Raw genomic sequence first — 14,268 nt, forward strand, 5'->3', positions numbered from 1 at the left:
GGAGCGGATGGGGGCCGTTATCAGCTTTCCAGCCAGACGTCCCGCGCCCAGTGCCACACCGATTCCCAGGTTTCTTCGGTAACGAGTTCTTCCTCGCCGGACCACAACACCACGGTGCCGTCTTCTTCTACGCAGTAGTAGTCGTCGCCGTCCTGGCAGATCGGGATCATGCTGCGATCAACGCCGGCATCCCAGGCATTGGCGGCCACATCCGGCAGGTAGGTGTGGGATTGCGGGTCGGTGATGGTCACCGGCTCCAGGCTGCCGTAGACCACGTCACTGACGGTCAGCAGGAATTCGCGGAAGACAAACGGGATATCGATGAACAGCTGTTCTTCGATTTCTACCAGTTGATCTTCGTCAGGTAGCTCCAGGGGAACCGGGACCGGTTCGTTGGCTTCACGCAGTTGTTCGATGATTTCTTCCACGGCCGGGATCCTCTTGCTAGATGGCGCGGTTAATAGGGGCGTTTTATACAGTAGCTCGCTATAAGTGCAACCGTGAAATAGAAAACCCCGGAACAGGTCCGGGGTTTTGTCAGCACTTGCTCAAGCGACGCATCAGCCGTTCTGGCGGATACCTGCGACCAGCCATGGCTGGTTGTCGCCTTGGGCGCGTTCCATATTCCAGCTCTCGCTGAACACTTCGCCCTGGTCGAAGCGCGAAGTCTTCGACACGCCGCTGAAGGTCAGGGTGGCGATAGTCTTGTCGGCGCGATCATCCACGCCTTCCAGCTGTACGCGCAGGTCGTCGATGTAGGTCGACTGGAAGCCGTCGCCCAGGTCGGCGCGTTCGCGCTTGAGGAACTCCAGCAGTTGTGGAGTCACGAACTCGGAGATCTTGTCCATTTCGTTGGCGTCCCAGTGCTGCTGCAGGGACTGGAAGTGGCTGCGGGCCGCTTCGACGAAACGCTCTTCGTTGAACCAGGCCGGTGCGTTGATCACCGGGCGGGCTGCGGCAGGCGCTGACGAACCACCGAAGATCGAACCCATGGCCGGTTTTTGCTCGAACACTTCACGCTGCATCGGCGCGCCGGCTGGAGCCATGTGCTCCTGCTGCTTGCGACGACGGGCGGCGATAAAGCGGAAGACCAGGAAGGCAATGACGGCCATGATCAGGATGTCGAAGATTTGCATACCCTGGAAGCCGCCGCCCATGAACATGGACGCGAGCAGGCCACCGGCTGCGATACCGGCCAGAGGGCCCAACCAGCGCGAAGCCCCGCCGGCCTTGGCCGCGGCGCCAGCAGCACCGGCTGCGCCTGCGGTAGCGGCAGCACCGCCGGCAGCGGTGGATGGAGCCATTTGGCTGGTCTGGTGAGTCGGTGCCGCGCCCGAGCTTTTGCCGCCACCGAAGCGTTTGGCGTTGGCGTCAAGGCTCATCGTCAGGCCGATGCACAACGCCATGGCGATGCTAAGAAAACGTTTCATAAAGGGAATTCCCATTTGTGGATTGCACGCGCGCCATGTTGCACAGGTGTAATGACAGTGGCTAGCGACATAATGTTTCGGGCTTTTGCGTAAGACCAAATCCGAAGGGTCTGTAGGACTAATTACAGATATAGGCCCACGCTGCTCTAAAACAAGGGTGGGCCGATAATCTTCATGTTACGCAGTGTTTCATGATGGCGAGCGAGCGTGCACCCTCACCACAGGTCAGACAGCCTCAAGTTTGGCGTAACCCATCATCAGCCACTTGCTGCCTTCGGCGAAGTTCACCTGCACGCGAGCCTGGGCGCCGGCACCTTCGAAGTTAAGGATCACGCCCTCGCCAAACACCGAATGCTTGACCTGCTGGCCGAGGCTGAACGGGGTTTGCGGAATCTCGGAACCGGCGAACAGGTGGCTGGAGTGCTGCTGCTGGCCCCCGCCGAACGGGCGGCTGACGCTGTTGGAGAGGCGCACTTCCTGGATCAGGCCTTTAGGCACTTCACGTACGAAACGCGAAACCTTGTTGTAGGTCTCGCTGCCGTAAAGGCGTCGGGTTTCGGCGTAGGTCATCACCAGGTTCTGCATTGCGCGGGTGATGCCAACGTAGGCAAGGCGACGTTCCTCCTCAAGGCGGCCGGGCTCTTCCAGGCTCATCTTGTGCGGGAACAGGCCTTCTTCCATGCCCACCAGGAACACATACGGAAACTCCAGGCCCTTGGCGCTGTGCAAGGTCATCAGCTGGATGCTGTCTTCATGCTCATCGGCCTGGGTATCACCGGCTTCCAGCGACGCGTGGCCCAGGAACGCCGCAAGCGGGGTCAGCTCTTCGTCTTCCTCGGTGTTTTCGAACGCGCGCGCGGCGCTGACCAGTTCCTCAAGGTTTTCTACCCGGGCCTGGCCTTTTTCGCCTTTTTCCGCTTCGTGGTAGGCAATCAGCCCGGATTGCTCAATCACCGTCTGGGTCATCAAGTGCAGCGGCATGTCCGCACATTTGGCGGCGAGGTTCTCGATCAACTCGACAAACACACCCAGCGCCCCGGCGGCACGGCCGGTCAGGCCTTTGTTGGCGATCAGCAGGCGCATCGCTTCCCACATCGACACATCGGCATGGCGCGCGTGGTCGCGGATCGCTTCAACGGTTTTCTCACCGATGCCGCGCGCGGGGATGTTGATGACCCGCTCCAGTGCCGCATCGTTGCCGCGGCCTTCCAGCAAGCGCAGGTAGGCCATGGCGTTCTTGATTTCGGCACGCTCGAAGAAGCGCTGACCGCCATAGATGCGGTAGGGGATGCGCTCGCGCAGCAAGGCTTCTTCCAACACCCGCGATTGGGCGTTGGAACGGTACAAAATGGCGATATCGCTGCGCGCGAGGCCGGTCTTCAGCGCGCTTTCAATGGTTTCCACCACATAGCGCGCCTCGTCGTGCTCGTTGAACGCGGCGTAGAGGTTGATCGCTTCGCCTTCGCCGCCGTCGGTCCACAGCTCTTTGCCCAGGCGCCCGGTGTTGTTGGCGATCAAGGCGTTGGCGGCCTTGAGGATACCGGCGGTTGAACGGTAGTTCTGCTCCAGGCGGATGGTCACCGCGTCCGGGAAGTCTTCGGAGTACTGGTAGATGTTCTCGATTTTCGCGCCACGCCAGCCGTAAATCGACTGGTCGTCGTCACCCACCACCATCAGGCTGTCGCCGCCCTTGGCCAGCAGGCGCAACCAGGCGTACTGCACGGCGTTGGTGTCCTGGAATTCGTCCACCAGAATGTGGCGGAAGCGCTTCTGGTAATGGGCCAGCAAACCGGGGTTGTCGCGCCACAGGTCGAGGGCGCGCAACAGCAGTTCGGAGAAGTCGATCACACCGGCGCGTACGCAGGCAGCCTCGTAGGCTTCATAAATGCTGCGCATGGTGGCCAGGAACAGGTCGCCGCTGGCCTGGATATGTTGCGGGCGCAGGCCCTCGTCCTTCTGGCCGTTGATAAACCACTGCGCCTGGCGCGCCGGCCAGCGCTGTTCATCCAGCCCCAGCTCACGGATCACCCGCTTGACCAGGCGTTGCTGGTCATCGCTGTCAAGGATCTGGAACGTCTGGGCCAGGCCTGCTTCCTGCCAATGCGCCCGCAACAGGCGGTGCGCCAGGCCGTGGAAGGTGCCCACCCACATGCCGGCCGGGCTGATGCCCATCAACTGCTCGATGCGGTGGCGCATCTCGGCGGCGGCCTTGTTGGTGAAGGTTACCGACAGGATGGAATGCGGGGACGCGTTCTCGACCTGGATCAACCAGGCGATACGGTGCACCAGCACTCGGGTTTTACCGGAGCCAGCACCGGCCAGGACCAACTGACGGCCAACGGGGGCCGCTACGGCCTGGCGTTGGGCATCGTTGAGGGAGTTCAGCAAAAGAGAGAGATCATCGCGCATCGGCGCATTCTAGGGTGCCGGGGGGTGTCGGGCAAATCCCAATGCCGGGTGGTAGGCGCAAAATATCCGGCGCGCTCTGTGCCGGTCGACATTCTGCTTCGGGTGATGACCGGTCGGTCAAGGGACGCAGCCCGCGCCGGGTCTCGCTCAAGCGGTCTGGCCCCAAGCTTTGCGCGGTGTGACCGGGTAGTTTTTATGATGTGGAGCAGTTTGGCCCGGGCACTTGCTTGTGTATGCTCCGTCGACGTTCGGGCTCACCATTATAAGAACACTGCCTATGACCCTTAACACCGACCTGCACGGCCCCTCCATGGCGCCCGCGCAGGTTATTCGTAAACACTACGCCACTGAGATGGCGGTCGAGCGTACACGCCTGCTGTATCAAGGCTCGCTGCTGCCCACCTTATTAATGCTGGTAAACGGCCTGGTCTGCGCCTGGCTGCTCTGGACCCCCCAGCAATACGTGTTGGACAGCATCTGGCTGGTGTGGCTGCTGGCCTTGGTGGCGATGCGCGTCATTCAGGTGGCGGCCTTCGATTCAGCCATGCCCAGCCGCCAGGCCCAGCCGGTCTGGCGGCGTATGTTCATGCTCGGCTCGGCGGTCAGCGGGCTGACCCTGGCCACCGCCGCGATAGCCCTGGCCCCGGTGAACAGCTTCATGCAGCAAGCCTGGGTGTTCGGCCTGATCGGCGCGGCGACGTTGTCGGCCAGTGTGGCCTACGCGGTGAGCCTGCCGGCCTTTCTGTCCTTTGCCGTGCCGTGCCTGGTGCCGTCCATTGTCTACCTGTTATGGAATGGCGACCCGCAGCAACAAGGCTGGGGCGTGCTTGGCCTGATCCTGTTGGTGTCGCTGAACCTGGTGGCCTGGCAGGTCAACCGCCTGATCCAGCGTGAACTGTTACGGCGTTTCCAGAACCAGGCGCTGATTGAAAACCTGCAACAGGCGCAACAGCGTAGCGAGCAGTTGAATCAGGACCTGGTGCGTGAGGTCGAGCAGCGCCGTCAGGTCGAGCAAGAGCTGCGCAATGCACAAATCGGCTTGCAGGACCGTGTTGCGCAACGCAGCCAAGAGCTGGACGCCGCCAGCCTGGCCCTGAATAAAAGCGAAGCGCGCCTGGCCATGGCCCTGCAAGCCAGCGAACTCGGGCTGTGGGACTGGAACCTGCAAACCGACGAAGTCCACCACACTCAACTCAAAGAGCTGTTCGGCCTGGAGCCGGAATACGTCACCGCCATGCTCGGCCACCTCAAGCCGCGCCTGCACCCCGACGACTTGCCGCTGCTCAAGCGCGCGTTGGTGGAGCACCTCAAGGGGCGTACCGAGGATTACCTGGTGGAATACCGCGTGCGCCATGGCGACGGGCACTGGGTATGGATCGAAGATCGCGGGCGCGCCGTGGAGCGCGCGCCGAGCGGGCGTGTGATCCGCATGCTTGGCACCCGCCGTGACATCAGCGCGGGTAAAGCGCTGGAAGAACAGCAGCGGTTGGCGTCGACGGTATTCGAGGCCGCCAGTGAAGGCATCGTAATACTTGACCCGGATTACGCGCTGATCGCGGTCAACCAGGCCTTCAGTCGCGTCACCGGCTTTGAAATCGACGACATGCTGGGACGCAACGTGGTGGAACTGCCCAGCAGTCGCGACGCCCGGCGCCATTTTCCGGTGATCCGCCAAGCGTTGCTCAGCCATGGCACGTGGCAGGGCGAGTTGGTGGAAACACGCAAGAACGGCGAGCTGTACCCACAGTGGCTTCAGTTGAATGTGGTGCGCGATTTTCGCGGAAACGTCAGCCATATAGTGGGCTTTTTCGCTGATCTGTCGGCGCGGCGCGAATCCGAGGAGCGCATGCGCTACCTCACCCACTACGACGAATTGACCGGCCTGGCCAACCGCTCGCTGTTCCGCGAACGGCTGCGCGAGGCTCACCAGCGCGTCCGGCTGGGCGGGCGCAGCCTGGCGCTGCTGCATATCAACCTCGATCGTTTCAAATTGCTCAACGACAGCCTGGGCCATGAAGTGGCCGACCAATTGCTGCAAAAAATGGCCCGCCGCTTGATCAATGCCTTGCCGGAGGCGGACACCATTGCGCGCTTGTCCGCTGATGAATTCGCCGTACTGTTCGACGCCTATGGCAACCTGTCGAGTCTGGCGCGGGTGGCCACGCGCCTGCTGGCCAAGCTGCGGGTGCCGGTCACCGTGGAGGGGCATGAATTGGTGGTCAGCGCTTCAATGGGCGTAAGTCTGTTGCCGGATAACGCACGGGAAATTTCCGCGCTGGTCAGCCAATCGAACATGGCCATGCAACACGCCAAGCACCTTGGCGGCAATAATTTCCAGTTCTACACCGACAGTTTGCAAGCCAGCACCCTGGAGCGACTGCAGCTGGAAAACCACCTGCGCAAGGCTATCGACGAGCGTCAGTTGGCGGTGTTCTACCAGCCGAAACTGTGCCTGGCCACCGGCAAACTCAATGCGGCCGAAGCGCTGATCCGGTGGGAGCATCCGCAGTGGGGCATGGTGCCGCCGGCAGACTTTATCGGCCTGGCCGAAGAAACCGGCCTGATCGTACCGCTGGGCGAATTCGTGCTGCGGGAGGCCTGCTGGCAGGCCTGTGAATGGCAGCGCCAGGGCTTGGCGCCCATTCGGGTGTCGGTGAACCTGTCGGTGCATCAATTGCGCCAGGGCAAGCTGGTCAGCCTGGTGCGCCAAGTGCTGGAAGAAACCGGCCTGGACCCGCAGTACCTCGAACTTGAACTGACCGAAAGCCAATTGCTCGACAGCGTCGAACATATCATCGCGACCTTCCAGCAATTGCGCGACCTGGGGGTAAAGCTGGCCATCGATGATTTCGGCACCGGCTATTCGTCCCTCAGCTACCTCAAGCGCATTCCCGTGGACTACGTGAAGATCGACCAGACCTTTATTCGTGGGTTGGGGCAGGGGCGCGAAGACGCGGCCATCACCCGGGCGATTATTGCCATGGCCCACGGTTTGGCGCTCAAGGTCGTGGCTGAAGGTGTGGAGGATCTGCAGCAGTTGGATTTCCTGCGGGTGGAGCGCTGTGACGAAGTGCAGGGCTACCTGATCAGCCGGCCGATGCAGGCGGATGGGTTGGCGGATTTGTTACGTAAAAATGCAGATTTTCCCTAGTGGTGCCACGGCCGCCTTTGTGGCTACAAAGCGCCTGCCCTTTGAATCAGAGGGCAGCAGGGCGATTTAGTGATGCGTCGCACGGGCAAAACGGCAATTCTTGTAGTATAACTACAAGCTTGCTACATCCCCTGGCCCTGCCAATAACAAGAGTCCTGCCCTTTGAACCTGTTGCAACATATCGCCCAGTCGCGCCACCTGTTACGCAAATCGGAGCTCAAGGTTGCCGATCACGTGCTGCTTGACCCCGCGGCTGTGATGCACAGTTCCATGGCCGACCTGGCTCACAGCGTGGGCATCAGCGAGCCGACCATCGTGCGCTTTTGTCGCGCCATCGGCTGCTCCGGTTTCCAGGACCTCAAACTCAAACTGGCCCAGAGCCTGGCCGCCGGCGCCAGCTTCGGCCAGTTTGCGATTCACGAAGATGATTCCGTCGCCGATTACAGCCTGAAAATTTTCGACACCACCTTGCACACCCTGATGGAAGTGCGCGAGAAGCTCGATCCGGTGGAGTTGCAAAAGGCTGTGACGGCCATGTCCCAGGCCCAGCGCGTCGAGTTCTATGGGTTTGGTGCCTCCGGCGCGGTGGCGGCGGATGCGCAGCACAAATTCTTCCGCCTGCTGCTCACGGCGGCGGCTTACAGCGACCCACATATGCAGGCCATGTCGGCGGTGACGCTCAAGCCCACCGACGTGGCCATCTGCATTTCCCAGTCGGGCCGCTCCAAAGACCTGCTGATCACCGCCAACCTGGTGCGCGAAAGCGGCGCGTCGCTGATCACCTTGTGCCCGAGCCAGACGCCGCTGGCGGAACTGTCCACGGTCAACCTGGCGATCGATGTGCACGAAGACACTGAGATCTACACGCCGTTGACCTCGCGAATCGCCCATCTGGTGGTGATCGACGTGCTGGCGATGGGCGTGGCCATGGCGCGCGGGCCGAGCCTGGTCAACCACCTCAAGAGCGTGAAGCGCAGTTTGCGCAGCCTGCGGTTGTCGCCAAAATCGGTCAAAGCCCTGGACGACTGATACGGTCAAAATGTGGGGGCTTGCTCCCGATAGCGGTGGATCAGTCGACTACCCGATACTGGCACACCGTAATCGGGAGCAAGCCCCCTCCCACACTGGGTTCTCCAGCGTGCCCAGAATCTTCATCAGGCTGTCATCGCCGCGTCATCCCCCCCAGGCCATCCTGAACTCCCGTAATCGCATTGGGAGACTCCAAATGGCCCGGCCCTACGAAGACAGCAACAGCTGCGTCAAAACCCGTCGTCAGCAGGAAGACCAGCGCCGCATGGCGTTCCGTCGCGCAATCGAAGACCGCTGCGATCAGCGCCAATTGCTCCAAAGCATCAGTGACTATCCGGAACTGCACTGGCAGGCACCCGCGGCTGCCCAGCGAAGCGCTCAGCCAACGCGCTGATCTGCACGCGTTCGCTGCGGATAAAGCCCAGGAACGCATGGGCCACCGGTGACAGACGCTTGGCCTTGGCCTGCACCAGGCACCAACTGCGGTACAGCGGCAGCTCTTCCACCGGCAGCTCCTTGAGCCCGCCGGTGGCCAATTCCATGTTGACCGCGTGGCGTGTCAACAACGCCACGCCCAGGCCGGCGCATACGCATTCGCGCTGCGCCTCGGCCGAGGCCACTTCCACCGTCTGGGTGAAGTGCACACGTTTTTCCTTGAAATACTCCTCGCACGCCAGCCGCGTGCCGGAGCCCGGTTCGCGGATGAGCAGGGTGTAGGGCTCCAGGTCCTGCAGGCGCAGCGGGCCTTGCAGGCTCAAGGGATGATCGAGTGGCGCCACGGCGACGATGGGGTTGTTGAGAAATGGCAGGAACTCCAGGCCCATGTCCTGGGGCACCATGGACATAATCACCAGATCATCTCGGTTGTCGGAAAGCCTGCGAATCACCTGGGCGCGGTTCACCACCGTCAGTTGCAACTGCACCTCCGGATGTTGGCGCTTGAAGGCGGCAAATAGGTGCGGCACGAAGTACTTGGCGCTGGATTCAATGGCCAGTTTCAACTGGCCTTGCAGCGAGCCCTGCATGTCCGAGAGCTGCATATCGAGGTTTTCCAGGCGCCCGAAAATATCGCGGCTGGCTCGCTGCAAGGCTTCGGCGGCCTCAGTCATGTAGAGTTTTTTGCCGACGTAATCGAACAGCGGCTGGCCGATCAGCTCTTCCAGCTGGCGAATCTGCAGGCTCACGGCGGGTTGTGTCAGGGACATTTCCTCGGCCGCCCGGCTGTAGGAGCGCAAATCGCACACTTCATTGAAGATCTGCAATTGACGCAATGTCATGCGCATCAATGACTTACGCATTATTTGAATCCTCTCTCCCGGCCCATTCGGCCAACTATAAGTCTTTACTTATACACAGCCCAATAATTATTGATTTTTGTTAATCCCTGCTGGGGCTTAGTGTGTGTCTCGCGACTGTCATGAAACATTTGGTCACGCGCCGACCCGGCTTCAGCGGGTCGAAGAACGCAGCAATTGGCTCAAGGGAATTTCCAAGTGATAAAAAAGATCCTGATCGCCAACCGTGGTGAGATTGCCGTACGAATCGTGCGTGCTTGCGCCGAGATGGGCATTCGCTCGGTCGCGGTGTATTCCGATGCCGACCGCCACGCGTTGCACGTCAAACGTGCCGACGAAGCCCACAGCATTGGTGCCGAGCCGTTGGCCGGCTACCTGAACCCGCGCAAGCTGGTGAACCTGGCCGTGGAAACCGGTTGTGATGCGTTGCACCCCGGCTACGGTTTCCTGTCGGAAAACGCCGAGCTGGCGGACATCTGCGCCGAACGCGGGATCAAATTCATCGGCCCGGCCGCTGAAGTGATCCGCCGCATGGGCGACAAGACCGAAGCCCGTCGCAGCATGATCAAGGCCGGTGTACCGGTGACCCCAGGCACCGAAGGCAACGTCGCCGACATCGCCGAGGCTCTCACCGAGGGCGACCGTATCGGTTACCCGGTGATGCTCAAGGCGACCTCCGGTGGCGGCGGTCGCGGTATTCGCCGGTGCAACAGCCGCGAAGAACTCGAGCAAGCCTTCCCTCGCGTGATTTCCGAAGCCACCAAGGCCTTCGGTTCGGCGGAAGTGTTCCTGGAAAAATGCATCGTCAATCCCAAGCACATCGAGGCGCAGATTCTCGGTGACAGCTTTGGCAACGTGGTGCACCTGTTCGAACGCGATTGTTCGATTCAGCGCCGCAACCAGAAGCTCATCGAAATCGCCCCCAGCCCGCAGCTGACCCCGGAACAGCGCGCCTACATCGGCGACCTGTCGGTGCGCGCCGCCAAGGCCGTGGGCTACGAGAACGCCGGCACCGTGGAGTTCCTGCTCGCCGAGGGCGAGGTGTACTTCATGGAGATGAACACCCGGGTGCAGGTGGAACACACCATCACCGAAGAAATCACCGGGATCGACATCGTCCGCGAGCAGATCCGCATCGCTTCCGGCCTGCCGCTGTCGGTGAAACAGGAAGACATCCAGCACCGTGGTTTTGCGTTGCAGTTCCGTATCAACGCCGAAGACCCGAAGAACAACTTCCTGCCCAGCTTCGGCAAAATTACCCGTTATTACGCGCCCGGCGGCCCCGGCGTGCGTACCGACACGGCGATCTACACCGGCTACACCATCCCACCGTTCTATGACTCCATGTGCCTGAAACTGGTGGTGTGGGCGTTGACCTGGGAAGAGGCCATGGACCGTGGCCTACGTGCCCTGGACGACATGCGCCTGCAAGGCGTGAAGACCACCGCCGCCTACTACCAGGAAATCCTGCGCAACCCGGAATTCCGTAGCGGCCAGTTCAATACAAGCTTTGTGGAAAGCCACCCTGAGCTGACCAACTACTCGATCAAGCGCAAACCCGAAGAGCTGGCCCTGGCCATCGCCGCCGCCATCGCCGCCCACGCAGGCCTGTGAGGACTATAAGAATGAGCAAGAAGATTTTTGTCACCGACACCATCCTGCGCGACGCTCACCAATCGTTGCTGGCCACCCGCATGCGCACCGATGACATGCTGCCGATCTGCGACAAGCTCGACAAAGTCGGCTACTGGTCCCTGGAAGTCTGGGGTGGCGCGACCTTCGACGCCTGCGTGCGCTTTTTGAAAGAAGACCCATGGGAGCGCCTGCGCCAATTGCGCGCCGCGTTGCCCAATACTCGCCTGCAAATGCTGCTGCGCGGCCAGAACCTGTTGGGCTACCGCCATTACAGCGACGACGTGGTCAAAGCCTTCGTCGCCAAGGCCGCCGTGAACGGCATCGATGTGTTCCGCATCTTCGACGCCATGAACGATGTGCGTAACCTGCGCGTGGCTATCGAAGCGGTGAAGGCAGCGGGCAAACATGCCCAGGGCACCATCGCCTACACCACCAGCCCGGTGCACACCGTCGAGGCCTTCGTGGCCCAGGCCAAGCAACTGGAATCCATGGGTTGCGACTCGATCGCGATCAAGGACATGGCCGGCCTGCTGACCCCGTACGCCACCGGTGAGCTGGTCAAGGCGCTGAAAGCCGAGCAGAACCTGCCGATCTTTATTCACTCCCACGACACCGCCGGCCTGGCCGCGATGTGCCAACTCAAGGCCATCGAAAACGGTGCCGACCATATCGACACCGCTATCTCCAGCTTCGCCTGGGGCACCAGCCACCCCGGTACCGAGTCGATGGTCGCCGCCCTCAAAGGCAGCGAGTTCGACACTGGCCTGGACCTGGAACTGCTGCAAGAGATCGGCCTGTACTTCTACGCCGTGCGCAAGAAGTACCACCAGTTCGAAAGCGAATTCACCGCGGTCGACACCCGCGTGCAAGTCAACCAGGTACCGGGCGGGATGATTTCCAACCTGGCCAACCAGCTCAAGGAGCAGGGCGCGCTCAACCGCATGAGCGAAGTGCTGGCTGAAATTCCGCGCGTGCGTGAAGACCTCGGCTTCCCGCCGCTGGTCACCCCAACCTCGCAGATCGTCGGCACCCAGGCGTTTTTCAACGTGCTGGCCGGCGAGCGCTACAAGACCATCACCAACGAAGTGAAGCTCTACTTGCAAGGCGGCTACGGCAAGGCGCCGGGCACTGTGAACGAAAAACTGCGTCGCCAGGCCATCGGCAGCGAAGACGTGATCGATGTACGCCCTGCTGACCTGCTCAAGCCGGAAATGACCAAGCTGCGCGGCGAAATCGGCGCGTTGGCCAAGTCTGAAGAAGACGTGCTGACCTACGCCATGTTCCCGGACATCGGGCGCAAATTCCTCGAAGAGCGTGACGCCGGCACCCTGGCGCCGGAAGTGCTGCTGCCTATCCCGGAAGCGGGCGGTGTGGCGCGCGCCGGCGGCGAGGGTGTGCCGACCGAGTTCGTGATCGACGTGCACGGCGAAAGCTACCGCGTGGATATCACCGGTGTCGGCGTGAAAGCCGAAGGCAAGCGTCACTTCTATCTGTCCATCGACGGCATGCCGGAAGAAGTGGTGTTCGAGCCACTCAACGAGTTTGTCGGCGGCGGCGGTAGCAAGCGCAAGCAGGCCACCGAGCCGGGCCATGTGAGCACCGCGATGCCGGGCAATATCGTCGACGTGCTGGTCAAGGAAGGCGACGTGGTCAAGGCCGGCCAGGCTGTGCTGATTACCGAAGCCATGAAGATGGAAACCGAAGTCCAGGCCTCGATTGCCGGCAAGGTGGTCGCTGTGCACGTGGCCAAGGGCGACCGGGTCAACCCTGGCGAAATCCTGATCGAAATCGAAGGCTGATTACCCAGCCTTCGACACTACCGTTTAAACCTCGGGGGGCATGTGCCCCCTTTTTTTGTCTGTTGTTCAGGCAATGCCGCCTTAGAACGCCATCGCCCATTGCCCCATCAACCCCTGGTTACGACTATGGCTGCCGAACTCGGCGGTGTAGGCCAGGCCCACACGGTGTTCAGCCGACAGCGCCATGTCCAGGCCGGTACGCAGCGCCAGACTGTCGCGGTCCAGAGCGGTGCCGTCGATGGTGAACTCACTGTTGAAGTCCTGACGTTTGTTCCCGGCAAATGACTGGCGAACGCGACTGTTGACGTCGCCATACAGGTGTTTCCATTGGGTGCTCAGGTGCGGTTTGAGGGTCATTTGGTTGCCCAGTGCAAAACCGTGGCTCAAGCGAAGGCCCAAGGTAGTGCTGAGGTTTTGCTGGGTTTGTGCACCCACGTCCAGTGCGCTGTAGCCGCCTTTTTCCCGAAAACGGTCACGCTGATAGCGCTGAAAACCAGCGCCGGCAAAGGGCTCGGCGTGCAAACCGCCCAGGTCCAATTGATAGCCCAACTCTGCGAATACGTTTTGGCTCTGGGCGTTGTACTGGCCCGTGAGATTTTCGCGGCGGTTAATAAAATCGAAATCGACCGTACGCTTGTTTTTCCCGGTATGGGCGCTGTAAAGCGCCCCCAGGCGCAAGGCCAGTGGTCCGTCCTGGCGCACGGCGTAAGCCCCCAGGTGCCAACTGTCCAGATCACCTTTGAAACGCGTGGCGTTCAGTTCGCTGCCGGACTTGCCGGCCACCACGCCGAGTCGCCATGCAGGGTCGATTGACCAGTCGGCACCCAGCAGCAGGCCCTGGCTGCGTTGTTTCAAGCCGGCACTGCCGTGCTGGGCATCGAGCTTGCCGCTATGGCCCAGGCCTTGGACCCATACGCGTCCTGTCTCGCTGGCGTGGTTGTCCAGCAGGCGCAGGGCCGACAACAGGCTGGCGTTCAATTGATTCATGCTGTTTTGAGTGGCGGTGCCCAGGTTGGCGTTCTGGGTGCCTGCCAGTTGCTCAAGCACGGCACCTATCCGACCTGGCTCCAAGGTGCCCAGGTACAGGCCGTAATTCTCAAGGCGGTTTTTTTCCCATTCATGCAGTTCGTCCGAGGCCAGCAGGGTTTGCACCGCGGAGTCCACCACTTTGGCGACGCTCAAACCGTTCCGGCTGGTGGCGGTGTTGGCGAAGTAGAAGTCTTCGGGTGTCGGCAAAGCCGGTTCGAAATGGTGCCTTCCACTGCTCACCGCAGCCGGCTCAAGCCATTCGCTGTCTGGCTCGATGTCGCCTCGTGCCTGCGCGTGTTGAGCGCTGAGCGCGCCGAGCGTCAGGGTGATGGCCATTGCGAGTTGTTTCTTTATGAGCGGCATGTAAACCCACCTCTTGATATATGAGGCGGGGAATTTAGCGGCGTACCGGGGGGATAAATGTCAGCCTGCGAGCCGCTCGTTTGCGGGAGATGTCTCTGGTCTGGCGCGATTAAAAACAATCAGCGATA

At 61.2% G+C, this 14,268-nt stretch carries 10 protein-coding genes; 5 read left to right on the plus strand and 5 right to left on the minus strand.

Annotated features, from left to right (window positions below; all coding sequences use genetic code 11):
* Positions 1–20: 20 nt before the first annotated feature.
* The 3 genes from AB4N98_RS12805 to uvrD all read right to left on the minus strand — a co-directional run bounded on the left by AB4N98_RS12805 (position 21) and on the right by uvrD (position 3,839).
* Positions 21–428: an SMI1/KNR4 family protein gene (locus AB4N98_RS12805; protein ID WP_017528628.1), complete on the minus strand. Its 408-nt coding sequence runs from the start codon at positions 426–428 to the stop codon at positions 21–23.
* Positions 429–560: 132 nt separating this feature from the next.
* Positions 561–1,430: a Tim44 domain-containing protein gene (locus tag AB4N98_RS12810; RefSeq protein WP_017528627.1), complete on the minus strand. Its 870-nt coding sequence runs from the start codon at positions 1,428–1,430 to the stop codon at positions 561–563.
* Positions 1,431–1,655: 225 nt separating this feature from the next.
* Positions 1,656–3,839, minus strand: coding sequence for a DNA helicase II (uvrD, locus tag AB4N98_RS12815; protein ID WP_017528626.1), 2,184 nt, complete (start codon positions 3,837–3,839; stop codon positions 1,656–1,658).
* A 277-nt stretch (positions 3,840–4,116) separates the two neighbouring features.
* On the opposite strand from uvrD, the gene AB4N98_RS12820 reads away from it, so the two are divergent.
* The 3 genes from AB4N98_RS12820 (at position 4,117) to AB4N98_RS12830 (ending at position 8,413) form a co-directional block, all read left to right on the plus strand.
* Complete coding sequence (locus tag AB4N98_RS12820; protein WP_017528625.1) at positions 4,117–6,990, plus strand: EAL domain-containing protein; 2,874 nt, start codon at positions 4,117–4,119, stop codon at positions 6,988–6,990.
* Positions 6,991–7,152: 162 nt separating this feature from the next.
* Entirely contained in the window at positions 7,153–8,019 is an 867-nt protein-coding gene (gene hexR / locus AB4N98_RS12825; protein ID WP_003177007.1) for a transcriptional regulator HexR, read from the plus strand.
* A 196-nt stretch (positions 8,020–8,215) separates the two neighbouring features.
* Positions 8,216–8,413 carry a PA3496 family putative envelope integrity protein gene (locus tag AB4N98_RS12830; protein WP_080598153.1) on the plus strand — a complete coding sequence of 66 codons (198 nt, stop codon included), beginning with the start codon at positions 8,216–8,218 and terminating at the stop codon, positions 8,411–8,413.
* Here AB4N98_RS12830 and AB4N98_RS12835 read toward each other — a convergent pair.
* Positions 8,343–9,317 (minus strand): LysR family transcriptional regulator, encoded by a 975-nt coding sequence (locus tag AB4N98_RS12835; RefSeq protein WP_017528623.1) that lies wholly within the window; start codon positions 9,315–9,317, stop codon positions 8,343–8,345. The two genes, AB4N98_RS12830 and AB4N98_RS12835, sit on opposite strands and share 71 nt — an antisense overlap.
* 195 nt (positions 9,318–9,512) lie before the next feature.
* On the opposite strand from AB4N98_RS12835, the gene AB4N98_RS12840 reads away from it, so the two are divergent.
* Both AB4N98_RS12840 and oadA read left to right on the plus strand, forming a co-directional pair.
* A complete protein-coding gene (locus AB4N98_RS12840) occupies positions 9,513–10,928 on the plus strand; it encodes an acetyl-CoA carboxylase biotin carboxylase subunit (protein ID WP_010565910.1) in 1,416 nt (471 codons plus the stop codon).
* Between the two features lie 11 nt (positions 10,929–10,939).
* Entirely contained in the window at positions 10,940–12,748 is a 1,809-nt protein-coding gene (gene oadA / locus AB4N98_RS12845) for a sodium-extruding oxaloacetate decarboxylase subunit alpha (protein WP_017528621.1), read from the plus strand.
* Between the two features lie 81 nt (positions 12,749–12,829).
* Here the strand turns inward: oadA and AB4N98_RS12850 are convergent, their stop codons facing one another.
* The gene (locus AB4N98_RS12850) at positions 12,830–14,140 is read right to left on the minus strand and encodes an autotransporter outer membrane beta-barrel domain-containing protein (RefSeq protein ID WP_460149497.1); all 1,311 of its coding nucleotides are present in this window, start codon (positions 14,138–14,140) and stop codon (positions 12,830–12,832) included.
* Positions 14,141–14,268: the final 128 nt, after the last annotated feature.

Source organism: Pseudomonas sp. S3_E10, assembly GCF_054667615.1.